The sequence below is a fragment of the Streptomyces sp. NBC_01267 genome (genome assembly GCF_036241575.1).
In the GTDB taxonomy this organism is placed as follows: domain Bacteria; phylum Actinomycetota; class Actinomycetes; order Streptomycetales; family Streptomycetaceae; genus Streptomyces.
On sequence record NZ_CP108456.1, the window covers coordinates 78,295 to 103,969 of the forward strand.

The following is a 25,675-nucleotide window of genomic DNA, read 5'->3' on the forward strand; positions in this document are numbered from 1 at the left end:
GACGGAGGCCCTTCCTCCTCTCCTTCGAGCGCGGAGATCCATCATGGTCCGGCGCCCCCACGGGGCGCTGACGCGGAACTGACACGGGTTTCAGAGCACGCGGATGGCCGACTCCGCGTGCCGCCGGGCCAGTTCGAGGATCTCGTGGCTCTCGCGGCTCAGTTCCGCCTGCACGTACCGACGGGCGTCCGCCACCGTGGCGCCCGCGCCGAGCGTCGGCTCGATGGCCTCCTCGCGCAGCAGGACGGTGTGCTCGGCGGCGACGGTGACCCCGGTCTCGTCGGGGACGACGGACCACTCACCGGTGCGCGACGCGATCAGGCCCGGCGCCGGGAACTGCTTGTGGACGATGCGCCCGGCGTGCGGGAAGCACACCCGTACCGACTCGACGGTACGCACACCGCCGTAGGCGTTCGTGACGTCCATGACGACCTTCTGGACCCCCGCCTGCGCCTCGTCCAGTTCGACGCGGGCGACGTGCGGCACCTGTCCCTGCCAGTCGGCGACCTCGTACAGGAACGCGTAGACGAGCTCGGCGGGGCCTTTGACGCGGACCGAATCGGCGGACGAGACGACCAGCGAGTCGAGCCTGTCCCACCGCTCGGCGAAGAACCGGATGCTCTCCAGGTCGGAGCGGGCCTCGGCGGCGGCGGCGCGCTCCAGCCACGCCAGGTCGTCGGGCCGGTCGTCCGCGGCGGAGAACTCGTGCTCCATGGTCAGCCGGGAACGGCCGTCGCCCAGGTCGTCCACGGTCCACGTGCCGCCCATGGACTGCGCGGGCGTCATGATCCGGTCCTGGCTGAAGACGATCCGGCGCCGCACGGGGTCCAGTACCCGGTGCGAGAGCCAGGACTTCACCTGTCCGTCGGCGACGACCCACATGCGCATCCGGTCGCGCGTCCCGTCGAACTCGGGCCGCTCCACGTGCACGTGGTGGGGGAAGAACATCGGCCACCGGACGGTGTCCGCGACGAGGCCGTAGACGACGCCCGGGGAAGCGGCCACCTCGACTTCGTGGGACATCCGGCGCATACGCTGACTCGACACCGGCAACACCTTCTCTCGGGGGAAAGGGCCGCCGATTGCCGCGCGTACGGGCACACGGTCGATATGCCTCCGCGAACTCGGCAGTCCCCCGAGGATGTACGGAACGACTCGACCGCCGCCTGAGCGCCGCTGGAGCCCGGCCCCGACAGCGGCGCGGCGCGGCGCGGCCGGGGCGCCCGGATCAGGCCGCGTAGAGATCGAAGGTTGAGCCGCGCCGCGGGCCCGCGGTGATGTCGAGCTGCGGATCGACGGCGAGAATGGCCTGGTGGAGCCGCTGCACCTGCGGCGAGGGCTCGACGCCGAGCTCCTCGATCAGCCGCCCGCGCAGCCTGCGGTAGACGTCGAGCGCCGAGGCCTGCCGGCCGGAACGGTACAGCGCCACCATGGCCTGCGAGTGCAGCCCCTCGTGCTGCGGGTACCGGGCCGTCAACTCTGTCAGCTCCGCGATGAGTTCCGAGTGGCGGCCGAGCCGCAGGTCGGCGTCGATGCGCCGCTCCACGGTGCCCAGACGGCTCTCCTCGAAGCGCATGACCTCGATCTCCAGGATCGGCCCCACCCGTACGTCCACGAGGGCGGGTCCGCGCCACAGGTCGAGGGCCGTGCGGAAACGCTCGGCCGACAGCGCGTCGTCGCCGGCCTCGAAAGCGCCCCGCCCTTCCGTCACCATCCGGTCGTATTCGTGTACGTCGACACTCTCGGGCGATATCTGCATCAAGTAGCCGCCGTGCCGGGTGGCAAGGATCTCTTTGGCGCCGCCCGGGGCATCGGGACCCATCGCGGTGCCGAGCCTGCGGCGGAGTTGCAGAATGTAGGTCTGCAGCGTGGTGAGTGCGCTCTGCGGGGGCTCGGAACCCCAGATCTCCTCCATCAGAGTCGCTACTGGCATAACCCGCCCCGGATAGAGCGCGAGCAGAGAAAGAATCTGCCGTGGCTTGCCCGCCGTCGGAACGATCGACTCCCCGTTGACCTCAGCACTCAACGGGCCCAGAACCTGAATCCTCACTGGTTTCCTCCGTACCTCGTCGAGTTCCTGTCAGTGACCTGAAGCCGTCGTCGCGAGCACAGTAGCCGGAATGATTCGGCACCCCCGGATTCCTCCAGCAGGCCTTGAGGAAACCTCCAACCCTCGCTCCGAGTAACCGAATCGGACCGGCTGAAGATCGTCTGAAGTTTGCCTGAAGGTCGTCTGCAAGGGCACTCGAAACAGACTCGCAAGACATATGAGAAATTCTGCCCGCCGGAAGTCCGCGTTTCCGGAGGCCGGCGTTTCCGGAGACCAGCGTTTCCGGAGGTTCGCGTTTCCGGAGGTTCGCGTTTCCGGAATTCCGTATACCAATTCCTGTTCCTGCATTCCGTCCCCAGGTTCTCCTGTCAACTCCAGGACCGGGAAAGCGGGTTGTTCTCCGCTGCTCACCCCGTTGACACAAGGGGCTCCCTGGCGCCCGTGGGGGCCGCCATGGACTCGGGGTTGGCGACGAGGACGGACCTCTGCAGCCGGCGCAGCGCCACCGACGGTTCCAGGCCGAGCTCCCGCACGAGCGTCGTGCGCAGCCGCTGGTACACATCGAGCGCCTCGCCGCGGCGCCCCGAGCGGTGCAGCGCGAGCATGAACTGCGCATGCAGGTTCTCGTGCGTGCGGTAACGATTCACCAGCACAGTCAGCTCGGCGAGCAGTTCGCGGTGCCGGCCGAGCCGCAGATCCGCCTCGATGCGCTGGTCGAGCGCGCACAGCCGGCCCTCGTCGAGCCGCTTGATCTCCATCTCCAGCTGAGGCCCCGTCGCCACATCGGTGAAGGCGTCCCCGCCCCACAGTGCCAGCGCTTCACGTAACTGCCGGGCGGCACCGGGGAAGTCGCCCCCGTCCATGGCCCGGTACCCCATGCCCGCGAGGCGGTCGAACTCGCGGACATCGCTGACGCCGTCACCGCTGGACAGCAGGTAACCGCCGGGTGTGGTCACCAGTACGTCCTTGGCGTTGCGCCGCCCGGCGTCGTCACCCCGCAGCAGGGCGGCCGAGATGCGCTCACGCAGCTGCAGCACGTACGTCTGCAAGGTGGTGCGGGCACTCCGGGGCGGGGTGGTGCCCCAGAGCTCCTCCATCAGGCAGGAGATGGGGACCACGCGGTCGGCGTGCAGGGCGAGCAGCGCCAGGACCTGCCGGGGCTTGGGGGCCGTGGGCGCGATGGAGAGTCCGTTCTCCTGCACCGCCAACGCGCCCAATACGTTGATGTCCACAGCGTCTCCCTGTTGGTGGATGCTGCCGCTCGCGGGGGCTGTCCCCACTACAGAACAATAAAAACAGGCCAGACGGTTTGTCAATTCAAAACCGCACAGACGGTTTCTCTTTCTGGGTCGACCCGGAGAATCCGGCTCGCGGACCACGCCTGTTTCCCCATATGTCAGTATCTAGCCTGGCGTTGGGGATGTTGAAGGTGCCGAGATCATTTACCCGGAGCGGCAATTTCATTGATCTTGAACGGCACTTGAACGGAAGGTGATCGTCCAGGGGGTGCCATAAACGGTCGGGTCGGTCTGTTTTATCTGCCCTGCTCCACCTCGGCCGGTACGACCGCTGCCGTGCCGTGCGGATGCAGCGTCGAGAGCAGTTCCGGCGGGGCCAGCCGGGGCAGCATCAGGTCCCAGTACTGGGACAGCATGTGGTGCGACACCCAGCTGGGGTCCTTGATGCCCAGCACCTCGAAGCCGATGGTCGCCGCCACGACGGCGGTCGAGGCGCTCGACACCGAGATCCCCTCGGCGAGCCCGCCCCCGGCCTCCGCCGCGCGGAACACCTGCTCGATCCAGTGCTGCCACTCCAGGCGCAGGTCCGGGGTCTCGTCGCACCGCTCGGTGGTGCCGACCAGTTCCAGACCGGCGCGGACCACCACGTCCTCCTCGATCGAGCGCATCAGCGCGTACGTCGCGTCGACGAGCCGTTGCAAGGGGGTGTCCTGCCGTTCGTCGGCCTCCCGGGTGATCTGCCGGACGGTCCCTGCCGCTTCCTCCTCCACGGCCTGTGCCAGCAGGTCCTTGTTCTTGAAGTGGAAGTGCAGCGCACCGTTGCTGACGCCGGCCCGCTTGCTGATGGCGCTGAGCGAGGACGGCCTGAAGCCTTCCTCGGAGAACGTCTCGGCAGCCGCTCGCATCAAGGACCTTCGCGTACGCGTGGCACGCTCCTGCTGCACCATCTCGTATCTCCTGGGTGAGGGAAGAGGACCGTGGCCGACCGCCGGTGGGCGGCCTCGGTGCCAACTCCCCGTTGTCACTGTGGGTTACTGCTCCGGGTGCGCGGTGGACGCCCGGTGCACGGTCCGGCGACCGGGCACCGGACCGTGCGGGGACTGCCTCTCGTTGTCCGTCCGGGCCTCACTGGGGCGGGTTCCCGTGCTTGCGCGAGGGCAGATCGGCGTGCTTGGTCCGCAGCATCGCGAGCGAGGCGATGAGCACCTCGCGGGTCTCGGCCGGGTCGATGACGTCGTCCACCAGCCCGCGCTCCGCGGCGTAGTAGGGGTGCATCAGCTCGGCCTTGTACTCCTTGACCATGCGCGCCCGCATGACCTCGGGTTCGTCGGCCGCGGCTATCTGTCTGCGGAAGATGACGTTGGCCGCGCCCTCGGCGCCCATCACCGCGATCTCGTTGGCCGGCCAGGCATACGTGAGGTCGGCGCCGATCGACTGCGAGTCCATGACGATGTACGCACCGCCGTACGCCTTCCGGAGCACCAGCGAGATCCGCGGCACGGTCGCGTTGCAGTACGCGTACAGGAGCTTGGCGCCGTGCCGGATGATCCCGCTGTGCTCCTGGTCGACCCCGGGCAGGAACCCGGGAACGTCGATCAGGGTGACGATCGGGATGTTGAAGGAGTCGCACATCTGCACGAAACCTGCGGCTTTTTCGCTCGCCTCGATGTCCAGTACCCCGGCCAGGACCTGCGGCTGACTGGCCACGATGCCCACGGCACGGCCGTCCATCCGGGCGAGCGCGCAGATGATGTTGCGGGCCCACCGCTCGTGGACCTCCAGGTACTCGCCGTCGTCGACGAGCTCCTCGATGACCTCGACCATGTCGTACGGGCGGCTGCCGTCGAGCGGCACCAGGTCGCGCAGTGCGTCGGTACGCCGGTCGGGCGCGTCGTCGCTCCGTACCACCGGCGGGTTCTCGCGGTTGTTGGCGGGCAACAAGGAGAGCAGGAAGCGGACTTCGGCGATGCAGGTCTCTTCGTCGTCGTACGCGAAGTGCGCCACGCCGGAGGTCTCGGCGTGCACGTCGGCGCCGCCGAGCCCGTTGTGGCTGATCTCCTCACCGGTGACGGCCTTCACCACGTCCGGACCCGTGATGAACATCTGCGAGGACTCCCGCACCATGAACACGAAGTCGGTGAGCGCCGGACTGTAGGCGGCGCCGCCCGCGCACGGGCCGAGCATCACCGAGATCTGCGGGATGACCCCGGACGCCTTGGTGTTGCGCTGGAAGATGCCGCCGTACCCGGCGAGCGCCGAGACACCCTCCTGGATACGGGCGCCCGCACCGTCGTTCAGCGACACCAGCGGCGCACCCGCCGAGATCGCCATGTCCATGATCTTGTGGATCTTCGTGGCGTGCGCCTCGCCCAGCGCGCCGCCGAAGATCCGGAAGTCGTGCGCATAGACGAAGACCGTCCGGCCGTCGACCGTGCCCCACCCGGTGATCACACCGTCCGTGTACGGCTTCTTCGCCTCCAGACCGAACCCCGTCGCCCGGTGCCTGCGCAGCTGCTCGACCTCCCTGAACGACCCTTCGTCGAGCAGCAGACCGATCCGCTCACGCGCCGTCAGCTTGCCCTTGGCGCGCTGCGCCTCGGTCGCCTTCTCGCTGGGACCGGCGAGGGCCCGGGCCCGGATCTCGTGCAACTCGGCCACCCGGCCGCGTACTTCGGTCGGTCCTGCTCCGCCCGAGAGGGAATCCATCGCCATGGCAATTCCCGTCCTTTCGTCGACGCGGATGCGGTGAGTCCTGGCCACCCGCTCAGATTAACAAACCGCGCACGCGGTTTGTAGATATGGGGTGCAGATACGTTCGGCCATCGGCCGGAGTGGACCCTGACCGATGGCCGAACAGAGGTGCCGGCTATCTCCAGCTGTGCGGCGCCTGGAAGGCGGCACTGCGGTCCCTGTGCGGCCAGCTCGCCGGGTCCTGTGCCGCCCCGGCGTTCTCCTGCTCCTGCTCCCTGCTGCGCGAAAGAAGCGTGAAGAGCGCGACCAGGGCGGCGAGTTCCTCGTCACTGGCCACCCCCGACTCCACGCGGACGACAGTTTCGGTGCCCTCGACACTGCTCACGGCATCCTCCTAGCCTCCCTGCCACGGTCGGGCGGAGCGCTCAAGGACTGCTCGCACCGGGGTCGAGAAGGCCTTGAAGTGCAAAGGGAGAAGCTCCGCGCTTCCCCTCGGGTCGCGGAGCTTCGACAGCGGCCTGTCGCGCGAGGTGGACCCGGTCGCCCTCGGGCCCTTCGTTCGGATCACGCCGGGCTCGCGGGGGGCCTGATCCAGACGAAAGGCCCTAACGGCCGGCTGCGGTCATCTCGGCCGCCTCTTCCAGCGGCTCCTCCATGCGGTCGGCGTCGAGTTCGCCCAGTTCGGCGATGACCCGGGCCCCACGGTCCGTACTGATCTCCAGCGTGGCCAGCACGGCGGGCACCGCGACGCTGGGCAGCAGGTGCTGGAGGAGGGAGACGACCCGCGTTTCGAGATCGGCCCGGTTGCTGAGGGCGTGGGAGTAGACCTGGACGCCGGTCCACGCGGCGGAAATGATCCAGGTCGTCTCGACAGGGTCCACGTGCGGCAGCAACTCGCCCTGCTTCTTGGCCTCTTCGATGATCTGCTGGGTGGCATGGATCCACAACGGGATCGCGCCCCCGTCGAAGAGGGTGAGCGCCTCCTGCCCCAGGGACAGTCGCGCTCCCGCGCTCACCAGCGGGTCCCGGCGCATCCGGTGGGCGAGCGCGAGCGCGGTGTCGACCAGCTCCTGCAGTTTGCAGGGCCGGGGCGGCACGGCGCTGATGTGCATCTGCTCCTCCAGGACGCCCTGCGCGAGCGCCTGCTTGGAGGGGAAGTGGAAGTACAGGGCCCCCTTGGTCACCTTGGCGCGCGCGAGGATTTCCCCGACCGTGGCCGCGTCGTAGCCGCATTCGTCGAATACGGAGGCCGCCGCCTCCAGGATGACGCGGCGCGTACGGATCGCGCGCTCTTGCTGTGCCACAGTCGCTCCTCCTGCCGTCGGTGCCTGGAGCAGAGTCCTCAGAGATCCTCTTTCCACCGGACCACTAGAAACAAAACCAGGTAGTCCGTATCTTACCAACTGGCCACCGACCTGGTTCTTGTAGCGTGCAAGCTTTCCGCGGGGGGATGTGTGACAAGGGCGACACGGTTGCTCATCGTCGGGAGCAGCGGCTTTGTCGGTGGGCACACCGTCCGTGCCGCCGCGCGGCACCCCCAGGTGGAGCTGCGTCTGGCGCGCCGTCAGAGGCGCTCCCCCGCTCCTGGTGAGCCCCGGCTGAAAACCGTCCATGCGGATCTCAACGCGCCCGAGACGCTGCACGGCCTCTGCGCGGACGTCGACGCACTGATTCACTGCGCGTCCGCCATCACGGGTTCCGAGGAGGAACTGCACCGGGTCAACGACCTGGGCACCCGGGCCCTGGTGGACGAGGCCGTCCGCTGTGGCGTGCGCCGCATCGTCTACGTCAGTACGGCTTCCGTGTACGGCAGGGGCACCTTCCGCGCCGCACGGGCGGCCGAGCTGACGCCCGCTCCCCTCTCCCCCACCAGTCGCACCCGCGCGGCAGCCGAGCGGCACGTCCTGGAATCAGGGGGCACGGTGCTGCGCCCCCACCTCGTCCACGGGCAGGGGGACCGCTGGATGATCCCCGGCACGGTGCAACTCCTGCGCGCCCTGCGCGGAAACGTGGCGGGCGCCGGCCTTCAGTCGCTCGTCCCGGTCACCGCACTGGCCGCGGCAGCCGTGGCCGCCGCACTCACCGCGGACGATCTGGCCGGCGCGCACCACGTCAGCCACCCGGACCCGGTGTCCGGGGCGCAGCTGACCGCCGCTGTGGCGGATCAAGTGGGCCTGCCGCAGGGCCCGTTGCTCGACCTCGCCGAGGCGCGGGCCCGCTTGGCGGACTCCCCGGTGGGCCTGCATCACCTCGCGATGCTGAGCACGGACCACTGGTTCGCGGACGAGGGACTGTGGGACCGCCTCGGCTGTGACCCGGGGCGGGGCTTCCTGGAAGATCTTCCGGACCAGGCGCCCTGGTACCGGGAGTTCCTGGGGCGCCCCTGACCGCTGCGCCGGGTCGCACCGGTCCGGGCAGACGCCGGGTCACACGGCGAGTTCGGCCCGCGCCATGGCCAGGACGGGCAGCTCCCGCAGGCCGTTGGCGATGAACGACGGGATCGGCCGCAGTGGTTCATCCGGCGCAGCGATCGTCAGGTCCGGGAACCGTGCGAACAGCTCGCGCAGCGCGATCTCCGCCTCCAGGCGGGCCAGCGGCGCCCCGATGCAGTAGTGCGCGCCGTGTCCGAAGGAGATGTTCTCCCGGCGGGTGGGCCGCAGGACGTCGAAGCGGTCGGCATCGGTTCCGTGCACAGCGGTGTCCCGTCCCGCACCGGCGTACGAAATCATGATCGCGTCGCCCTGAGGGATCACCACGTCGCCGACGGCCACGTCCTCCACCGCGTAGCGCAGGATCAGATTGGCGCCGGGGGCCTCCACCCGGAGGGTCTCCTCCACGGCGTCCGCCCACCCGGCCCGGCCCTCCCTGATGTGTGCGAGCTGTTCGGGGTGGTGCAGGAGAGAGGAGACGGCGTTGCCGATGAGGTTGACGGTGGGCTCGAACCCCGCCGTGAACAACAGGATGAGATTGTCGATCAGTTCCTTCTCACTGAGCCGGGCACCGTCGACATCGTCCCGCGCCGCGATCAACGCGCTCGTCACGTCGTCCGCCGGGTGGCGCCGCCTGAAGTCGATCAGCTCGGCCATGGTGGTGTACATGTCCAGCTGGTTCTGCTGCGCCTCCTCCAGCGACATCTCCGTCTTGAAGAAGCCGTCGGTGATACGGCGCAGGGGCTCCGCGGACTCCTCGGGGATGCCGAACAGGTCGAGCTGCACCTGGGTCTGGATCACCTGGGCGAAGTTCTCGCGCACGTCCCACGGCCGGGTCGGTGGCAGCTCGCCGATGCTGTCGAGCGTCCGTGCCGTGATCTCCTCGATCCTCGGCCGCATCATCTCGACGCGCCGTGCCGTGAAGGCGCTGGCGACCAGGCGGCGCAGCCGTCGGTGCTCGTCCCCGTACGCCGTGACCATGTTCTGCACCGAGACCCAGATCGCGAGCGGCCAGGTCTCCGCCGTCTCGCCCTTCTGCCACGCGGTCCAGTGCTGGTAGGCGTCCTTGGAGATCCGCGGGTCGACGAGGAGCTTCTTGACGAGGGTCTGGTCCGTGACGACCCAGGCCGGGACGCCGCCCGGCAGCAGCACCGTCGTCACCGCTCCCCGTGCCCGGAGAGCCCGTGCCTCACCGTGGATGTCCTGACCGGCCGGATCGATGGCGTAGGGGCACTGTTGACGAAGCATCGGAGTCTCCAGAGTGTCGTGGACTCAAAAAACCTGGCGGAGCAAGAACTGGCCGACCGTGCTGATCACGTCCTGTTACCCGGTAGACGCGTATCGGATAATAAAACCGCGTACCCGGTTTTCTCAAGTCATTCTCGATGAACGATCACCCACGTTCACATCCGCACCGCCCGACCCCTCCGGGGCGCGCGCGCATGCGCCGGAGCCATTGAGGGGCAAATGGCTTCAGAATCAGGCATATTGAAGCGAAGATCCGGAAGGAATCGCACCGTAAAGCGGAACGCGATCGTCTGGACGGCGGCCTCCTGGAGCGCCCTCCCCTCCGTCGGAACGTCGGCACCCCCGACCGTTCCCTCTGCCACGCTTGTGCGAATCGGCCGCATCCGACCGTCGAATCGCCTTGAAAATCAAACCGGTGGGTACGTATCTTATGGAGGGCACGGCGTCACAGCTCGGCTCACCTCTTCATCACTCGGCCTCTTGAGGAGACGTGTAATGACTCTGCTAACGCACGCGGAGATGCCCGGCACAGCCCGGGAGACCGCAGTCGGCACCGTCCCGGTCAAGGCTTACGAACTCCCCCGCCTGACCACCACAGTTCCGCGGGAGTACGTGCACCGCGCCTCGCACGCCGAGGTGTTCCTCACCCACTGCGAGAAGCTCGACGACACCTGCTTCCTTCTCGCCGGGCAGTGGCCCCGTGCCCACCCCTTCTTCACCAGCCTCGATGGAACGCTCCATGACCCGATGCAGGCTGCCGAAACGATCCGTCAGGTGGGGCTGCTGCTCGCCCACTCGGAATTCGGAGTGCCGCTCGGCCACAGCTTCCTGATGTGGGAGCAGTACTTCACCGCGTATCCGGCGCACATGGCCATCGGCTGCAGCCCCACCGACCTGACCATCACCGCGGTCTGCACCGACCTGCGGTGGAAGGGCAGCCGGCTGGCGGAGTTCAGCATGGAAGTGACGCTGGAGAGCGACTCCCGTACCGTCGCCGTCGGCGGCGGCCGGTTCACCTGCATCTCCCCCGGGACGTACCGCCGACTGCGCGGTGGGGCCGGTCCGGAGCCGACAGGCCCCCGTCCTGCCCCCGCACACCCGGCCAGTGTGGGGCGGGCCCGCGCCGCCGACGTGGTGCTCTCCCCCACCGCCACCCCGGGCCGCTGGCTCCTGAACCCGGATCCGCTCCACCCGATCCTGTTCGACCACAGTGGCGACCACATCCCCGGCATGGTCCTCGTGGAGGCGGCGCGGCAGGCGGCGTGCGGGCTGATCGCACCCACCGGGATGATCGCCGAGTCGGTGACCACGTCCTTCCACCAGTACGCCGAGTTCGACGCGCCCTGCTGGATCGAGGCCACGGTCGTGCCCGCGGACGAGTCCGACACCATGAGTATCAGCGTCGTCGGCAGACAGAGCGGCAACGAGGTGTTCCGTTCACTGCTGGCCTGCTCGCTCAACCTCTGAGCGCGGGCCCCACCCCCGAACCGGGCAGCACCTCTGCCCGTCGCGAGCCGGGCCTGATCGGACCGGAATCGACCGGACCGACCGGACCGAACGAACCGGTCCTAACGCAGGGGCAGTCCGCCTTCGGAGCGTTCGGTCTTGAGGCCCTTGCTGCCCGGAGCGAGGGTGCGCGGGTCAACGGCCTCGGCGGGGGCCCCACTTGAGTACAGACCGGCGGGTTCCGTGTCGCGGTCGTGCGGCAGCAGCCAGAACACGCGGCGCCGAAAGGTGCCGGAGGAGCGGGACGGCTTGGCCTGTGCCCCGAGGAGTGCGTAGCCGACCATGCGTCCGTCGCGGTGGTAGGCCGGTTTGCCGCGGCGCGTCGGCAGACGGTCGAGGCTCTGGCGTACGTAGTCGAGGTGCCGGGTGTCCTCCAGCCACACGAAACCGGCTTCGTGGAGGATCTCGTTCTCTGCGATGAGAGCGCTCATGTTGCCTCCTGGTCGGCGACCAGCCCGATGCCCGGGTAGTACTTCCGCTGGTTGGACAGGATCATCTGCTTGGGCGAAGCCAGCCCCACCATTTCGCGGACCCGGGCCGCGAAGGCGCGTGACGAGATGGCCGGGTTCCCCTCATTCTGGCACCACGCCCTGTACACCGCGTAGAGCCGGGCTTGTTCTGCCCGGAGATCGGGCTCAAAGCGACACGACTCGCTCAGAAAGCGTCCAGTGTGGTCTTCCGTCTCCGCGTATACGGTCGTGGCGGTGCGGACGCGCTCAGGTCCGGTGAGGTCCTTCCCCCCGCTCAGATAGCGACGGGCGCCCTGGATCAGCCAGTTGAGGATTCCGGGACCCTCCTCGGTGACGAGGAGGTCGGCCAGATTGTCGATCTTCCGGTGGTCGGAGACGATGCGCTCGAACGGGATCAGGCGTATGCGCCGCCAGAACGCGAAACCACCGGTGCCGACTTCCGGGCGGTGGTTGCCCAGTAACCAGAGCTTATGGGTCGGCTCGAAGCTGAAGAAGTCCTGGCGCATACGGCGGGCCTTGATCCGGTCGCCACCGGTCAGCAGCTTCACCCGCGCCTCGTCGAACCGGTCCCCCGGCTTGACCTCGCTGCACACGATGACGCGGCGGCCGTGCAGTTCGGCGAGATCCGTGGGGTGCCCCTCGTACGGGCGGGCCATCAGGAATCCGGGGGGCGCCGCGTCCGCGTAGTCGCCGATGAGTTTGATCAGGACGTCCAGGAGAACCGACTTGCCGTTCTTGCCGGAGCCGAAGAGGAACGGCATCACCTGCGCACCGACGTCCCCGGTGATGGAGTAGCCGAGCAGCAGGTGCAGGAAGCCGATCATCTCCGCGCCCTCGGGCCCCTCGCCGAAGGTGTCGGCCAGGAACCGGTCCCAGCGCGGCGTGGGCATCAGCTGCGGCGCCGCGGTGGTGGAGCGGGAGTGGAAGTCCTTGTCCGGCAAGGGTCTGCGCATCGTCCCGGTGCGCAGGTCGACGATGCCGGCCGGGGTGCACAGCGCGTACGGATCCGAGTCGAGGCGCGCCGCGTTCAGCACCATGCCGGGCGCGGACCTGGCCTGCGTGAGCATCGCGTTCATGCCGCTGGTACTCAGAGCGCGGCGGCGGTGCTGATGCAGTGCCGCCGTGGTGAACACGCCACGGGGGTCCGTGGTGGCCAGGGACTCCGCCAGGTCGCCCGCCGCCCACACCACGGTGTCGTCCTCGTCGATCTGCCAGCGGGTGGTGTCCCAGCGGAACCAGCCGAGCCCGGGGACGTGCCGGTAGTCGTTGGAGTAGAGCTTGACGAACAGTTTGGCGTTGCCGCGGTCGCTGAGGGTGTCGGGCAGCAGCCCCTCGGCGGTGGCCTGCCCCTCGTGCCAGGGCGGGCCGGGAGCAGGCTGCACCAGGATCTGCTCGGCGACGGCCCGCGCGTCGAACAGCGTGTTGTCGTCGCCGGTGATCACGACCGTCCCTCCAGCCGGAGAGGACGCAACTGGCCGGCGCCCAGGCCGCAGCGGATGATGGCCGAGTACCGCCGCTCCTGCCCGCAGCGGGCATGCTCGGCCGCTGTGTACAGGCACCGCTCCGCCTCCTCCGCATCGAGGAGACCGGCAGCCACCAGTCCCCCGGCGATGTACGCGGCACGGTTCAACTTCTCGGAGAACGCGGCCCCTTCCGCCACGGCGGCGCAGCCGGCCACCTCGGCGAGAGCCCCGCTCAGCACCCGGCCCGCAGCCGAACGGCCGCCGCCCGCGGCGATGACGGCCTGCCGGGCGCGCGGCGGCACGGGGCGGGGCGCGGTCAGGCGCGGGGAAGGCAGGTGCCCGGTGCGTTCGAGTTCGCAGGCCAGCCAGCCGGGCAGCGGCGCGGGCTCACGCGCGCGGCCCACGGGGGTGTAGACACCGGCCTCGGTCACGGTGCCCGGCGCGACGATGTACCCGCCGTGCGCCCGTACATCGACCTGCCAGGCCAGCGCGCGCCCGGTGCTCGAACCGGTCGAGCACCGCCACTTCTGGCCGTGGTGGGCCCGGTACCAGACGTGCAGACCTCCGGACGGGGTGCGTACCCGCAGGGTCCCCTCGTCGTCCGCGGGGCTGGTCTCGCCCCTGAGCGCGGCCAGGATCCCGATGGTGTGGAAGCCGTCGGCCAGGCCGGTCAGATCGATCCCGTCGGCGATCCTGATGCCGGGTAACAGCCGGTCCCTGTCGGGCAGTTCCTGTGCGTGCGCGTCGATGTCGACGACCACCAGGTCCGCGGGACCGCAGGCGATCCCGACACCTGCACCGGGGGCCGCCCTCCACCACTGCTCGATCCTGGCGCAGTCGAGGGTGGCGGCGCGAAATCCATGGCACCAGCGTCCCGCGGCGAGGCAGGCACACCCCTGATAGGTGTGTCCGGGCTCCCGGCACGCATCACAGTTGCCCGCAGGTGTCTTGCGTCCTGGTGCCAGCGGGTGAACAGGCCATCCGCGACTTGCGCACCAGCGGGCGATCACCGGCGCGCGGGAAGCGGGTTGGCCCGATTCACTGTCGAGGACGGACAGCTCAGAAGCCATGCACTTCCCCCTGTGAGCGACCGAAGCGACCGAACGACTGGCACAGAGTAGCGGGCACACGCGAACCAGGAGTCATGGAAAAACAAAAGATCCGGCGACCTGCTACACCTCAGCTACCGAGCAGAACGGGCCAGCGACCCACCCCCGGGAGCCGCTGCGCCGACAGCTCGGGTATGTGTCCAGCTCAGACCGAGTACCGCGCCTTCAAAGCGACTGAAGCGACTCACGTTCCCTATATATGACGCACACTCACTCACCCACTACTGACTCCATATACCCGGAGCTTGGATCACTTCAGTCGCTTTCCTGCCGTGAAAACCGGGCTGAACTGGGGTTTCTCTCCAGCGACCGAAGCTCTACCGCACTCCCCCGGTCACTTCCCGCCAGTCGCTCCCCCACCGTGCGGACCCGTCAGCTGCCGTCACCGGCCCTCTCTCAGCGACTCAAGCGACTCTGCAGCGGAGTTGGACCCGTCCGCGACACCGGCCGCCGTCGATGCCCAAGTGCGGAGCGCGCGGTTTACCGCGGTAAACCGGACCCCCGGAGTGACGCTGGTTTACCGCGGTAAACCGGACCCCGGGGGGTGACGCTGGTTTACCGCGGTAAACCAGCGTCACTGTCCCGTCTCGCCGAAGGTCGGCCGATCTCACCGAGGTCGACGGCCGTCCTGTTCGTCACATCGAAGTTCCTTCACCGCCAGGGACGTTCGGGTCGGGCCGCGTACCCTCGGCTCCGTGCCCCGTCATTCCAGGAGTCCCCGTCGGCTGGTTGCCGATGCGCGCCTGTACTTGTGGACGCTCCGCCACAGCCACAGCGTGGTGGACGGCAGCCGGTCCTGCTGCGAGACCCTGAGGCTGTACCCACAGCCGGCCGGCGCCAGCGGCCCACTGTGCATCGTCTTCGCCGAGGGCCCTGGCCGGTATGTCCCGGGCGGTTTTCCCCTGGGCTCCGGAGACGTGGGATACGTCCGGGGTGCCTCCCTGAACCTTCACGAACCCGGCGCCGTCCGCGCTCTGCTCGACGTGGCGTTGGCACGCGGGTGGCAGCCAGAGGTACGGCGGGTGGTGGAGATCGACGGCTGGTCCCTGCTGGAGGCGGCAGCCGCCGCGCAGGCCGGGACAGCCGACCCCGCGGACCCGGAAGATTGACACCGAGTGACTTCGTTGATTCTCGAATCAGGTTCCTGGGCGCTCGTCAGACTTCGTTGAGACTCGTCAAGCTTCAGCGCGACGGGACCTGCCGCCCTCCCCGCCGACGCTGGTTTACCGCGGTAAACCGCGCCCAGCCCCCATCACAGGCCCCGAACGGTCGAATCACCGGTCGAATCATGAGCGTCCGGGGCAAACCAACCCACGCTCATCTGCGATGATGCCCTCTGCCCGAAGTACCGGAACCCACGGGAAGCAAACGGAGCATCACATGCCGGCAAGCGTCTACGTCGTGTCCATCGACCCCCAGGCATCCACTGTCTGGTGGGCGAATCGGATCACCGATCTACCTTTCGACTTCTCCCAGGAGCACGAGACCCCGGAGAACCTGTCGCTCCTTCAGGAGACAGGTGCGCGGGTCCACGTGATCGCCAACCAGAAGGGCGGCGTCGGGAAGACCACGACGACCCTCAACCTGGGAGCCGTCGTCGCCGACGTGCTCAGGGCGAACAGGAACGGACTCCAGCACGTCTTCATCGACACCCCGGGCAGTCTCCAGGACGAGAACCTGCTCCTCGAAGCCCTGAAGTACGCGCACGATGTCATCGTGCCGGTTCCCCCGGAGGGCCTCGCCTTCGACCCGACCGCGCGCACGGTGAAGAAGGTGATCGAGCCCAGCGGGCTCCCCTTCAAGGTCGTCATCAACAACTGGGACCCACGCGACGGAACCGCCGACCTGGACGACACCAAGGCGTACATCGATGCGCAGGGTTGGCCCCGGGCGGAAGCCGTCGTCCGCCGGTACAAGGTCCACACCCGGGCGTCCGTCGAAGGACGCGTCGTCACGCAGTACCCGAAGAACCGGGTCGCCATGGAGGCCCGCGAAGACTTCTTCCGCCTGGCCCTCGAACTCGGTTACGGAGGTGGCGCGTGATGGCCGCAGGACGCAGGACGAGCCTCGCCTCGCTCGCCGGTCAGAAAGTCGACGACGTCCCGGGCAAGAGCGACCCGCTGCTGCTGACACTTCCGCTGCAGAAGCTGGTACCGACCCGCTTCAATCCCCGCCGCAACTTCGGTACGGACGAGGACCTCAGGGATTTCGGCCTCAAGCTCAAGAAGCGCCAGCTTCAGCCCGCCGTGGTCGTCTCCCGGCCCGGCTACCTCAAGCTCTGGCCGGAGGAAGAGGAACACGTCGGGGCAGTGCCGTACGTGATCGCCAACGGCGAGCGCCGCTTCCGCGGCTCCCTCGCGGCCGGGCTCACGACACTCAACGTCGTCCACAACGAGGACGTGGCCAACAGCCGGGCCGACTTCCTCGATGCCGTTCTCTCCGAGAACAACGACCGTGAGGATCTGGACCCGATCGAGCGGGCCATCGGTATCGAAATCATGGTGGCCGAACTCGGGGGAGCGGACCGGGTCGCGAACCACTACGGAAAGACGAAGGGCTGGGTGAGCCAACAGCGCAAGCTGCTCAAGCTCACGCCCGAGCTCCAGGCCTTCGTGAGCACCGGCGAGATCGCGATCCGGATCGGCAGGGAGCTCGCCGGGCTGCCGGCTGCCGAGCAATTCGCCGCCTGGGAGGACGAACAGAAGCGCCGACTGGCCGTCCAGAGCGCACCGCGCGCCCCGAGGTCCGCCAAGAAGCCGGACGAGGCCAGGACACCGGAGCAGCCGGCGGAGCGGTTTACCGCGGTAAACCAGCCGGGGTCGCAGGCGTCTCAGGCGGAGCGGTTTACCGCGGTAAACCAGCCGGAGCGGCAAGCGCCTCCGGTGGAGCGGTTTACCGCGGTAAACCGATCGGCGCTGCAGCCGTCCCAGGCCCAGCGGTTTACCGCGGTAAACCAGGACGAGCCGCAAGCGCCCGTCGCAGCCGGAGCCGTCAGGTCGCAGCGCCCGGAGGCTGCCGGGGAACTCGTTCCGGCAGTGCCCGCTCAGCAGCACGAGGAAGCCCCGCTGAGCGAGCTGCCGCTTGTCGCGTCGCCCGCCCAGGCCGTCGATGTTCTCGCCCGGATCTTCTCCCCGGCGGATCTCACGGCTGTCGCGGAACTGCTGCTCGACCGGATCGGGAGCGACCACGCCCTGTCTGCCGCTGCTGCTGCGGAGGCGTAGACAGGCTCCGCGAGGCCCTCACGGACAAGCGTGAGGGCCTCGCGGCCGGGGGAGTGGCGAGTACCTCGGGTCGGCCCGGAGCCCCCTCGGACATCCACCCGTACGCGATATGTACGGTAAACGTACGCAATCCGTACAGGGGTGCGGGATAGGCTGAGGGTCAGGAGGCTCCATGTCCGAGTTGTTCGACGCGGTCGACGCACTGGTCGCATCCGCGTCCCCGCTTCCGCCACCGGCCGAGCGGAAGCGGCTCCGTACCGCACACGGCCTGACCCTGGACCAGGTGGCCGGCGCGCTCAAGGTGCGCCGCGCGACCGTCAGCGGCTGGGAGAGCGGCAGGACGGAGCCGAGGCCCCCGGAGCGCGAGGCGTACGCGCGGCTGCTCGACAAACTCGCGGAGCTGTACCCGGTGCCCGCCCCCGGGCAGGGCACGGCGACACCCGAGATGCCCACCGCACCCGAGGCACCCGCGCCCGGGACGGCAGCGGAACCACGGACAACCCCGGTGTCGGACACCCAGGCCATGCCCACCCGACCGGCGCGCCAGAGCCCCACCCGCACCGTTCCGTCCCACCCGTCGGCCCCCGCGGCCCCCGCCAACCCGTCGACGTCGACGGCGACGGCGCCGTCACGCCGCCCGGCCGCGAAGAAGACCACCGCCAAGCCCGCTGAGGCGCAGGCCGCCTTCGACCCGCGCTTCGAGAGCGGCCCGCTGGCGGTCGTCGACATCGAGGACGGCAAGGTCCTCGCGTACTGCGTCGGCGGCCTGGTCCTGGACGTCCCCGCCAAGTCGGTCCCCGCCCTGGTCGAATGGACCCTGTCCGAAGCGAAGCTGGGCGCGCCCAAGCTCAGCGGTCCGGGCAAGGACGCCGACCCCCTGATCGTGCTGACCGAGGCCGCGTGCGAGCGCTACGGCCTGCCGCTCCGCCTCACCGAGGAAGAGCGTCTGTCCGGTCGGCTGCCGGAAGGCCACAAGGTCATCAAGCAGCTCGCGCGGGCCGAATGGCAGCTCACGAAGCGCGGTTTCGGACCCTGGGCAAGGATCTACCGCCCGGCCCAGGGCGCCGAGCGGATGTGCGTGCAGCTGTGCATCCCGTCCTGGGACGCGCTCGACGTCCGGCACTGGGGCGACGCCGGCCGGCTCCCCCCGGCCGAACTCGCCCGGATCCTCGGCACGTACGCGGCCCGGGTGATGACACCCCGCGGCTCCACCGCCGTGACCGGCCTGGAGCTGATGACCGCCCTGCACCCGCCGACCCGCGCGAGCGAGCCGGACGCCCACGGCAAGCGGCACAGCGAGTACAACCCCGGCTCCCTCGGGAAGGACCCGGTCGACCCCGCGCCGTGCGAGGCCCCCGACGGCCACCCGCTCCTCGCCGGCCTGCCCCGGTTCCACAAACGGGGCCCGGACGAGGTCCTGGTGGAGGAGGCGTACGACTGGGCGAGGCCGCTCACCGACGCGGAATGCCTCAAACGGCACCTGGTGGGCATCGACGTCAACATGGCCTTCGCCGCCGGAGCGAACGGCACGATCGTCGGCCTGGGCGCGCCGACACACGTCAGGAACCCGCGGTTCGACCCGAAGCTGCCCGGCGCCTGGCTGGTCGACCTCGGACACGTCGACCTGTCCCGCGTACTGATCGGCAAGGAGTGGCGGGACCTGCACGGCGACCTGCTGCCCAGCCCGTTCACACCGAAGGGGGAGCGGCCCGAGGGCCCGGCCTGGTACGCGACGCCGACGGTCGCGTACGCGGTGGAGCTCGGCTACGCCGTCGCACCGACCGAGGCGTACGTCCGGTACCGGAACGGCCGCTACCTGGACGGCTGGTACAACCGGCTGCGCGACGCCTACGTGGCGACGATGGCCGACCTGGGCGTCACCGGCGACCTCGCCCCGGCCGACTTCCTGGCCGCGATGGACGGCTACCGGCAGCGCGATCCCCAGCTGGCGATCGTCGTGTCGGCGGTGAAGGCCACCGTGAAGGGCGGCATCGGCAAGCTCCGCGAGCGCCCCCGCGGCGAGGGCTGGAAGCCGGGCCAGGCGTGGCGGGCGCTGTCCCGTCCGACCTGGCGCCCCGACATCCGGGCCGCGGTCATCTCCCGCACCCGCATCAACATGCACCGCAAGGTGCTCAAGCACGCGGCGGCGACGGGTCAGTACCCGGTCGCGATCCTCTCGGACTGCGCCGTGTACGCGGCCGACGGCCCGGGGCCGCTGGACTTCGTCCCGTACCGGGACGGCAAGCCCCTGCCCGGCGGCTGGCGGCTCGGGGTGAGCCCCGGGATGGTCAAGCACGAGGGCACCCAGACCACCCTGTGGGGCGAGGGCGTACGGGAGCAGTACGGCCAGGAGCTCAACCTCGCCCGGTACATCAAGGACGGCAGCGTCACCAACAAGGACGACGGGGAGTAGACCGCGATGAGCATGTTCGGGGACGGCCTGGACAAGGCGGTGGAGAAGGCGTTCACCCGCCCGATCCCGAAGTCGGCGGGTGCGCAGATGCGGTACCTGGTCAAGCAGTTGAAGGGGACGAAGGCGGTTGCCCGGATGCTGCGGGTGTCCCAGCGGACCGTGGAGCGGTACGTGAAGAACGAGATCAGGAAGCCCCGTCCGGATCTCGCCACGCGCCTGGAGACCGAGGTCAGGAAGCGGTGGCAGCCGCAGATCAGGGAGAAGGCCAGGCAGAAGGCGGCCACCACCGACGGCATCGTCGTCGACACCCGCGCCCGCCTCGGCTACACCGCCCCGATCGGCACCACCGACCAGGACCGGATCCGCCACCTCACCGTGGCCCTGCCCCCGCAGTACGCGGCCCGCCTCTTCGAGGCCCAGGCGCAGGGAGCCGGCGACCAGCAACTCCGGACGATCACCGCCGAAGCACTCAAGGACGTCTACTTCCAGGACGACGGCCGCCGCGCCGGAGACCTGGAGGAGGTGCGGTTCACCGACGTGGAACACATCGACTTCGACCTGTAGGCGCCGGTCGCTTCGGTCGCTGTCGGAGAGCCGCCCCCGCAGGACGGCACTCCGACGGCACTCCGACAGCACTCCGGCCGGACCACTCAGCACCACCCGGCAGCGGCCCGCCGCCGAAGTGCCGGTGGCCGACGTGTCAGAGGGTGGGCAGGTGATGGTCCAGCGTGGCGACGCTGGAGTAGATGCAAGTGCCGTTCTGGAGCGCGGAGATGAGCACTCGTACCCGTCCGGCCGAGTCGCTGGGGAGCGGGTCGACGTGGATCCAGCAGGGGGCGTCGAGTTCGGCGTAGCGGGAGAAGACGACGTCCATGGCCACGACCATCACCGGCCGCGGATGGGCGAACGCGTGTGCTGCCTGGCGCGTCGCCTCCAGCAGCAGCATTCCCGGAACGTGGTCGAGGGGGTGGTCGAACAGCACAGGATGGGTGAGGTCGACCCTCAACTGCATGAGGTTGGGGCTGTCCGTGGGGGAGAGGACCACATCTTCGAACCGTTCGCGGCCCACCTGCTGCGGGTTCATCGGCGGAGCCAGCGGGATCGCCCGAGCCTCGGCCAGGGCCACATCCGCGTACTGCTTGCGCAGGCGCTGGTAGATCGCCGGGGGCTGGTTGGAGAAGCTGGTCCGGGCCGTGCCCAGCTGTATTCCGTGCCGCATCAGGTCCACTTGCATGTTCATCGAGGCCAGTCGGCTGCCGCGGCGTACCACCTCGGTGCAGGAGATACGCATGCCCACCGGGGAGGGGGCCTTGGCCGCGATCATTGCCGCCGGGTTGAGCGTGTAGGCGAAGTGGCTCCACGCCTGGCGGTGCCCCAGGGGCACGTCGAAGGCGGTGTGGCACAGCAGCGGAATGGCCTGGCGGACCGATTCGGCCAGCAGAAGCGGGTCGTGCAGGCCGTGGGAGGGGCCGTAGAAGCTGTGCTGGTGCGGCCAGCGCGCCCCCACGCCGTAGACGTCGCTTCCGTTGGGCCGCCAGGCGGTGAGCAGGACTTCGGACCCGGCCACCTTGTGTACGTACTCGCGCGGAACCCTGGTGGTGCCGCGCGTCGGTATCCGGGCAGGTCCTGGCACTGTGATGGACATGAAGCTCCCCCTGGAACATCTGTTGAGGCGCGGCGCGGCGTTAGCCGCACCGGCAAACATAAAGAGTGTTCTTTTTTTTAGGGTCAAGAGAAGGTGAATGCCGGGTCATGCCTTGATAAAGGGTCGAGAGCGGGTGGAGGCTGAAATTGTCCGACTGTCGGGCGGTGTCGGCCTGTCCGGAGCGGATTGGTCCGGTCGTCCGACTTCTGGAGCGGGGGAGTGGCGATTCCCGGTTCGGACCGGATAACATAGAGATCGTTCTATTTTTTGGGAGAAGATGCGATGGGACAGCCGAAGCAGGAGCGAGCCGTACAGACCCGCGAGGTGATCCTGCACGCGGCAGCGGAGGTCTTCGACGAGTACGGCTTCGCCGGCGCGAGTATCACGAAGATCCTCAAGCGGGCCGGAGCGACAGCCGGGGCGATGTACTTCCACTTCGAGTCCAAAGAGGGCCTGGCCCGTGCCGTGATGAACGCCCAGCCGCAGACCATCGTGCCGTGGCTGGACTCGACCGGCCTGCAACGGCTGGTGGACATCACACTGATCTGGGCCCACCAGCTCCAGGTGGACCCGATGCTGCGGGCAGGTGTGCGGCTCACCGGCGAGCAGGCCACCTTCGGTATCCAGGACGCCGCCCCTTACACGGCCTGGATCGAGATCATGAAGCAGTGCCTGGATATCGCCGTCGAGAAGGGTGAACTCCTGCCGGGGGTGGGGCCCCAGGAGGTCGCCGAGTTCGTCGTCGAAGCCTGCACCGGCATGCAGACGGTCGCCGCGGTGGTGAGCGGACGCCGGGACCTTTCGGAGCGAGCGGTGCGCATGTGGCGGCTACTGCTGCCGGGAATCGCCGTACCGTCCGTCGTCGCCCACACCACGCTCGACCCGCAACGAGTGAAGGTGGCCGCCGTTGATGCCTCGGGTGCCGCACTGTCCTGAGCCCGGTACGCGGCGCCGAGCCGGGCGCGCACAGTGTCACCGGCACGCTGTCCCGACCGCCCCAGTGGGAGAGGGCACTTCGAGGCGGCGGTCTGCCGCCGCCTGTACCGTGACCGCGGTACCGACCGCGCGCCGGCAGTAGCAGCACCGGTGCACCGGAACCGCTTGACGACATGACACTCGCGGGGGCGACACGATGGAGCTCGATCACCTCAGACTTGCCGCGGTCAATATCGACGGCGTCCTGCTCAACGACACCTTCAGCCCGGTCATCCACCACTTCATCACCAGCCGCGGCGGCACCTACACGGCCGAGAGCGAGCGCGGCATCTTCTCGCAGCCGCAGCACATCGCCTTCCAGCGCCTCGCCGCCGCGGTCGGCTCCCGCGCCACCGTCGCGGAGATGCGCGAGGCGTACTTCGAGGAGCGCGCGCAGTACCTGGAGACACACCCCGTCACGCTCACCGACGGAGCGGTCGAACTGCTGCGGCGCTTGCGCGCCGCGGGTCTGAGGACTGTTTGTTACGGGGGGCTGGAGAAGGCCCACTTCGACAGGTTCCTGGGCGAGCACACGGCGTTGTTCGACGGGCCCGGTTACGTCTGCACCAACGACTTCCGTCCGGGCATCCACGAGATCACCACCGAGATCTTCGGTCTGCGCCACGACCAGGCCCTGTTCATCGACGACGTGGCGCGGGTGGCCGAGACCGCCAGGACGCTCGACGTGTCCTTCATCGGCCACCCCAGCACCTTCCGGCACAGCTTCCAGGCACAGCTGATGCGCGAAGCGGGCGCCCGGCACCTGGTGCGTTCGCTGCGGGCCGTCGATGACGAACTGCTGTGGGCGATCGATACGCAGGCCGCGACCGGCGCCGCGTGGCGATCTGACCCGGTCGCTCCGTGACGCCCTTGTCCAGGTTGGCTGTACGGCGCTCTGCCGTGCGGCGGTATCGGCATGTCTCTGAAGAGCGCGCCCTGCGCTCTGTGTGAGGTGGGGGAGCGCACCAACTACGACGCCGCTGCTCCCGGGCAGCGGCGTCCGGCTGAAAAAAAAGGGGATGGGCAATGAGCAGTGAGCAGTCCATGTTGACCGGCAAGGTCGCCATGATCACGGGTGCTTCCAGCGGGATCGGCGCAGCCGCGGCCCAGTTGTTCGCCCAAGAGGGAGCGGCCGTGGTCCTGATGGCGCGGCGGGAGGAGCGCTTACGGGACCTCGCCGAGAAGATCCGGGCCGAGGGTGGACGGGCGTTGGCCGTGGCAGGAGACGTGGCGCTGTCGGAAGACGTCGAGCGCGTCGTGGGCGCGGGCGTCGAGGCCTTCGGTCACCTGGACACAGCGTTCAACAACGCGGGCTGGGCCTCGTCCGGGACCGCACTGCACGAGATCGGCGACGAGGTCTACGACCGCACCATGGACACCAACGTGAGGGGGGTGTGGAACTGCCTCCGTCATCAGATACCCGTGATGCTGGAGTCCGGCCGCGGGGGAGCGGTCGTGAACACCTCCAGCGTCGCCGGACTGCAGGCCACCGGCGCCTCGGCCGCCTATGTGGCCGCCAAGCATGCGGTGATCGGTCTGACAAAGGCCGCTGCGGCGGAATACGGCCTGCGGGGCATCCGGGTCAACGCCCTCGTGGTGGGAAGCACCCTCACCGAGATGATGCAGACCGTCCTGGCGGAATCACCGGCGCTGGAGGAGAGCTTCGTGGCCCGTGCTGTACAGAAGCGGATGGCTGCTCCGCTGGAAGTGGCGCAGGCTGCGGCGTGGTTGTGCAGCGACCGCTCGTCCTATGTCACCGGAACGTCCATGGCGGTGGACGGCGGGGTGACCGCCGCGTGACGCGTCCCTACGCATTCCGGTCCCCGGGCGTTCCGGCCCGATGAACTCCGGCCCGATGAACTCCGGCCCGATGAACTCGGCCCGGGGAACTCGGCCCGGGGAACTCCGGTCAGGCGCTGTTCCTGAGGCATTGCTCCGCAGGGGCGGCGAGTCGGCTGTAGGCGTACGCGGCGGAGATCAGCGTCATGTGATGGTGCCAGCCCGGAAACGAACGACCCTCGAAGTTGAGCAGCCCGAAGTCGTCCCGCAGGCTCCGGACGGCGCCGTCGGTGAGGGCGGGCAGCGCGGTGAGGGCGAGCAGTTCGTCCGGGCGGCGGCGCAGCGCGTTGGTGATCCACAGCCGTGCGGGGCGCCCGGCTGCTGCCGTACCGGTGAACAGGCGGAGAGAGGACTGGGCTGACTGGGCTGTCCGGCTGCTGCTCGGCGCCGTCCGGCTGCGGAGCTCCGGAGCGCCCGCGAGCCGGACCAGCCCCGAGCGCATGCCCACCGGGCGTGGCAGAGGACCGGACGGGCGCACGGTGGTGGTGTGCACAGCGGGACTTCGGTCCAGGCCGCGGAAGTGCCGGGCAGGCACCGCGGTGAACTCCGGACCGTAAGCGGATGGGCGTCCGTCCGGGGCGCAGGGCAGGACGGCGAGCGAGTCAGGCACCGCCAGGACGAACTCCTGCCTCCGCCTGCTCAGTTCATGGAGGAGCGAGGGGAGCTGCGGGCAGCCGGGGATGTTCGCCACGAGCGGCGGAACGGCACATGAGGTGCGTGCGGCCAGGGAGTCGGCCATCTCAAGGATGTGTGCCCCCAGCGAGCGGTCGCTGACGGAGTCGGGAATACGGGTGCGCAGCCGCAGGCGGGCGTCCCCGGACCAACGCTCGGGCAGGAGCAGACGCCAGTCGACGGGGATCGCCGATCCTGCGGTGGCGAGTCCTCCAGCAGAAAGTCTTCCAGCCGAATGCCCTCCGGCGGAAAGTCCTCCGGCGGTGAGGAAGAGACCCACGCCTGCCTGGCAACTGACGGTACGTCCGCTCTCCGGTACGAAACGACGGTGCACGCCCACGGAGTGCTGCCCCCGCTTGGGCTGCACCGACAGGCCCACCGTCCAGGCTCGCACCCCCGTCTGCGCCCCCGTCTGCTGTTCGGTCCAGCGGGCCAGCGCGGCCCGGACGGGATCCCACTCCCAGGGACTGGAGTTGACGAACTGCTGCAGCGACTGCGCCGCGGTGGGGGAGTCGGACACGGCCCGGGCGAGGCGGCGCACCGACTTCCTGCCCGGTGCGGTGAGCAGCCCCCGCAGATAAGTGAGGGCCCACCGGCGCTGGTCGGCCCGCGGCAGGTGCCCGAAGAGGTCCTCGGCGTACGAGGAGATTCGTTCGGGGCCCCGAGCTGCCTGAAATGTTCCGTGTGCGGACATGGTGGTTCCTTC

The 25,675-nt window shown here is 69.1% G+C and carries 23 protein-coding genes; 10 read left to right on the forward strand and 13 right to left on the reverse strand.

Translation table 11 applies throughout. From position 1 onward, the window contains the following. Nucleotides 1–90: 90 nt before the first annotated feature. From OG709_RS35270 to OG709_RS35300, 7 genes are all read right to left on the reverse strand, one after another. Nucleotides 91–1,047 carry an aromatase/cyclase gene (locus OG709_RS35270; RefSeq protein WP_250306150.1) on the reverse strand — a complete coding sequence of 319 codons (957 nt, stop codon included), beginning with the start codon at nt 1,045–1,047 and terminating at the stop codon, nt 91–93. 181 nt (nt 1,048–1,228) lie between these two features. Next, nucleotides 1,229–2,050 (reverse strand): AfsR/SARP family transcriptional regulator, encoded by an 822-nt coding sequence (locus OG709_RS35275; protein WP_250306152.1) that lies wholly within the window; start codon nt 2,048–2,050, stop codon nt 1,229–1,231. Between the two features lie 407 nt (nt 2,051–2,457). Further along, nucleotides 2,458–3,282, reverse strand: coding sequence for an AfsR/SARP family transcriptional regulator (locus OG709_RS35280; protein WP_250306153.1), 825 nt, complete (start codon nt 3,280–3,282; stop codon nt 2,458–2,460). A 302-nt stretch (nt 3,283–3,584) separates the two neighbouring features. After that, the gene (locus tag OG709_RS35285; RefSeq protein ID WP_250306155.1) at nt 3,585–4,235 is read right to left on the reverse strand and encodes a ScbR family autoregulator-binding transcription factor; all 651 of its coding nucleotides are present in this window, start codon (nt 4,233–4,235) and stop codon (nt 3,585–3,587) included. Nucleotides 4,236–4,413: 178 nt separating this feature from the next. Beyond that, nucleotides 4,414–6,000, reverse strand: coding sequence for an acyl-CoA carboxylase subunit beta (locus OG709_RS35290; protein ID WP_266646617.1), 1,587 nt, complete (start codon nt 5,998–6,000; stop codon nt 4,414–4,416). 154 nt (nt 6,001–6,154) lie between these two features. After that, nucleotides 6,155–6,364 carry an acyl-CoA carboxylase subunit epsilon gene (locus OG709_RS35295; RefSeq protein ID WP_266646618.1) on the reverse strand — a complete coding sequence of 70 codons (210 nt, stop codon included), beginning with the start codon at nt 6,362–6,364 and terminating at the stop codon, nt 6,155–6,157. Nucleotides 6,365–6,584: 220 nt separating this feature from the next. Continuing rightward, nucleotides 6,585–7,283 (reverse strand): ScbR family autoregulator-binding transcription factor, encoded by a 699-nt coding sequence (locus OG709_RS35300; protein ID WP_250306160.1) that lies wholly within the window; start codon nt 7,281–7,283, stop codon nt 6,585–6,587. 150 nt (nt 7,284–7,433) lie between these two features. Here OG709_RS35300 and OG709_RS35305 point away from each other — a divergent pair, with 150 nt between their 5' ends. Then, nucleotides 7,434–8,366 (forward strand): NAD-dependent epimerase/dehydratase family protein, encoded by a 933-nt coding sequence (locus OG709_RS35305; protein ID WP_250306163.1) that lies wholly within the window; start codon nt 7,434–7,436, stop codon nt 8,364–8,366. Between the two features lie 39 nt (nt 8,367–8,405). Here the strand turns inward: OG709_RS35305 and OG709_RS35310 are convergent, their stop codons facing one another. Continuing rightward, on the reverse strand, nt 8,406–9,656 hold the full coding sequence (locus tag OG709_RS35310; RefSeq protein ID WP_329169344.1) for a cytochrome P450 family protein: 1,251 nt from the start codon (nt 9,654–9,656) through the stop codon (nt 8,406–8,408). A gap of 495 nt (nt 9,657–10,151) precedes the next feature. Here OG709_RS35310 and OG709_RS35315 point away from each other — a divergent pair, with 495 nt between their 5' ends. Further along, nucleotides 10,152–11,123 (forward strand): ScbA/BarX family gamma-butyrolactone biosynthesis protein, encoded by a 972-nt coding sequence (locus OG709_RS35315; RefSeq protein WP_266646622.1) that lies wholly within the window; start codon nt 10,152–10,154, stop codon nt 11,121–11,123. Between the two features lie 101 nt (nt 11,124–11,224). On the opposite strand, the gene OG709_RS35320 is transcribed toward OG709_RS35315, so the two are convergent. From OG709_RS35320 to OG709_RS35330, 3 genes are read right to left on the reverse strand one after another with little or no spacing between them, the layout of a single operon-like run. Beyond that, a complete protein-coding gene (locus OG709_RS35320; protein ID WP_266646624.1) occupies nt 11,225–11,593 on the reverse strand; it encodes a DUF6009 family protein in 369 nt (122 codons plus the stop codon). After that, nucleotides 11,590–13,074, reverse strand: a complete 1,485-nt coding sequence (locus OG709_RS35325) for a DNA primase family protein (protein ID WP_250306169.1) — start codon at nt 13,072–13,074, stop codon at nt 11,590–11,592. The genes OG709_RS35320 and OG709_RS35325 overlap by 4 nt, the downstream gene beginning before the upstream one ends. Continuing rightward, nucleotides 13,071–14,165 (reverse strand): bifunctional DNA primase/polymerase, encoded by a 1,095-nt coding sequence (locus tag OG709_RS35330; RefSeq protein ID WP_329169346.1) that lies wholly within the window; start codon nt 14,163–14,165, stop codon nt 13,071–13,073. The genes OG709_RS35325 and OG709_RS35330 overlap by 4 nt, the downstream gene beginning before the upstream one ends. Nucleotides 14,166–15,121: 956 nt before the next feature. Between OG709_RS35330 and OG709_RS36150 the strand changes: the two genes are divergently transcribed. The 5 genes from OG709_RS36150 to tpg all read left to right on the forward strand — a co-directional run bounded on the left by OG709_RS36150 (nt 15,122) and on the right by tpg (nt 20,402). Beyond that, nucleotides 15,122–15,313: a hypothetical protein gene (locus OG709_RS36150; protein ID WP_374211372.1), complete on the forward strand. Its 192-nt coding sequence runs from the start codon at nt 15,122–15,124 to the stop codon at nt 15,311–15,313. A gap of 271 nt (nt 15,314–15,584) precedes the next feature. Further along, nucleotides 15,585–16,247, forward strand: a complete 663-nt coding sequence (locus tag OG709_RS35340) for a ParA family protein (protein ID WP_326695815.1) — start codon at nt 15,585–15,587, stop codon at nt 16,245–16,247. After that, nucleotides 16,247–17,425, forward strand: a complete 1,179-nt coding sequence (locus tag OG709_RS35345; RefSeq protein WP_329169349.1) for a ParB/RepB/Spo0J family partition protein — start codon at nt 16,247–16,249, stop codon at nt 17,423–17,425. The genes OG709_RS35340 and OG709_RS35345 overlap by 1 nt, the downstream gene beginning before the upstream one ends. Nucleotides 17,426–17,597: 172 nt before the next feature. Continuing rightward, nucleotides 17,598–19,838, forward strand: coding sequence for a telomere-associated protein Tap (gene tap / locus OG709_RS35350; protein ID WP_329169351.1), 2,241 nt, complete (start codon nt 17,598–17,600; stop codon nt 19,836–19,838). Between the two features lie 6 nt (nt 19,839–19,844). Further along, nucleotides 19,845–20,402, forward strand: coding sequence for a telomere-protecting terminal protein Tpg (tpg, locus tag OG709_RS35355; RefSeq protein WP_250306175.1), 558 nt, complete (start codon nt 19,845–19,847; stop codon nt 20,400–20,402). 136 nt (nt 20,403–20,538) lie between these two features. On the opposite strand, the gene OG709_RS35360 is transcribed toward tpg, so the two are convergent. Continuing rightward, the gene (locus OG709_RS35360) at nt 20,539–21,483 is read right to left on the reverse strand and encodes a ScbA/BarX family gamma-butyrolactone biosynthesis protein (RefSeq protein WP_250306177.1); all 945 of its coding nucleotides are present in this window, start codon (nt 21,481–21,483) and stop codon (nt 20,539–20,541) included. A 282-nt stretch (nt 21,484–21,765) separates the two neighbouring features. Between OG709_RS35360 and OG709_RS35365 the strand changes: the two genes are divergently transcribed. The 3 genes from OG709_RS35365 to OG709_RS35375 all read left to right on the forward strand — a co-directional run bounded on the left by OG709_RS35365 (nt 21,766) and on the right by OG709_RS35375 (nt 24,258). After that, nucleotides 21,766–22,419, forward strand: a complete 654-nt coding sequence (locus tag OG709_RS35365; protein ID WP_250306179.1) for a ScbR family autoregulator-binding transcription factor — start codon at nt 21,766–21,768, stop codon at nt 22,417–22,419. 196 nt (nt 22,420–22,615) lie between these two features. After that, nucleotides 22,616–23,323 (forward strand): HAD family hydrolase, encoded by a 708-nt coding sequence (locus OG709_RS35370; RefSeq protein ID WP_250306181.1) that lies wholly within the window; start codon nt 22,616–22,618, stop codon nt 23,321–23,323. A 161-nt stretch (nt 23,324–23,484) separates the two neighbouring features. Continuing rightward, on the forward strand, nt 23,485–24,258 hold the full coding sequence (locus tag OG709_RS35375) for an SDR family NAD(P)-dependent oxidoreductase (protein WP_250306183.1): 774 nt from the start codon (nt 23,485–23,487) through the stop codon (nt 24,256–24,258). A gap of 109 nt (nt 24,259–24,367) precedes the next feature. Here the strand turns inward: OG709_RS35375 and OG709_RS35380 are convergent, their stop codons facing one another. Next, a complete protein-coding gene (locus tag OG709_RS35380; RefSeq protein WP_329169354.1) occupies nt 24,368–25,663 on the reverse strand; it encodes a transposase in 1,296 nt (431 codons plus the stop codon). Nucleotides 25,664–25,675: the final 12 nt, after the last annotated feature.

Coding starts and splice junctions, on each gene's coding strand:
- OG709_RS35345 (WP_329169349.1), top strand. CDS start 16,247: ATGGCCGCAGGACGCAGGACGAGCCTCGCCTCGCTCGCCGGTCAGAAA.
- OG709_RS35380 (WP_329169354.1), bottom strand. CDS start 25,663: ATGTCCGCACACGGAACATTTCAGGCAGCTCGGGGCCCCGAACGAATC.
- OG709_RS35365 (WP_250306179.1), top strand. CDS start 21,766: ATGGGACAGCCGAAGCAGGAGCGAGCCGTACAGACCCGCGAGGTGATC.
- OG709_RS35285 (WP_250306155.1), bottom strand. CDS start 4,235: ATGGTGCAGCAGGAGCGTGCCACGCGTACGCGAAGGTCCTTGATGCGA.
- OG709_RS35310 (WP_329169344.1), bottom strand. CDS start 9,656: ATGCTTCGTCAACAGTGCCCCTACGCCATCGATCCGGCCGGTCAGGAC.
- OG709_RS35290 (WP_266646617.1), bottom strand. CDS start 6,000: ATGGCGATGGATTCCCTCTCGGGCGGAGCAGGACCGACCGAAGTACGC.
- OG709_RS35320 (WP_266646624.1), bottom strand. CDS start 11,593: ATGAGCGCTCTCATCGCAGAGAACGAGATCCTCCACGAAGCCGGTTTC.
- tap (WP_329169351.1), top strand. CDS start 17,598: ATGTCCGAGTTGTTCGACGCGGTCGACGCACTGGTCGCATCCGCGTCC.
- OG709_RS35330 (WP_329169346.1), bottom strand. CDS start 14,165: ATGGCTTCTGAGCTGTCCGTCCTCGACAGTGAATCGGGCCAACCCGCT.
- OG709_RS35340 (WP_326695815.1), top strand. CDS start 15,585: ATGCCGGCAAGCGTCTACGTCGTGTCCATCGACCCCCAGGCATCCACT.
- OG709_RS35370 (WP_250306181.1), top strand. CDS start 22,616: ATGGAGCTCGATCACCTCAGACTTGCCGCGGTCAATATCGACGGCGTC.
- tpg (WP_250306175.1), top strand. CDS start 19,845: ATGAGCATGTTCGGGGACGGCCTGGACAAGGCGGTGGAGAAGGCGTTC.
- OG709_RS35315 (WP_266646622.1), top strand. CDS start 10,152: ATGACTCTGCTAACGCACGCGGAGATGCCCGGCACAGCCCGGGAGACC.
- OG709_RS35375 (WP_250306183.1), top strand. CDS start 23,485: ATGAGCAGTGAGCAGTCCATGTTGACCGGCAAGGTCGCCATGATCACG.
- OG709_RS35360 (WP_250306177.1), bottom strand. CDS start 21,483: ATGTCCATCACAGTGCCAGGACCTGCCCGGATACCGACGCGCGGCACC.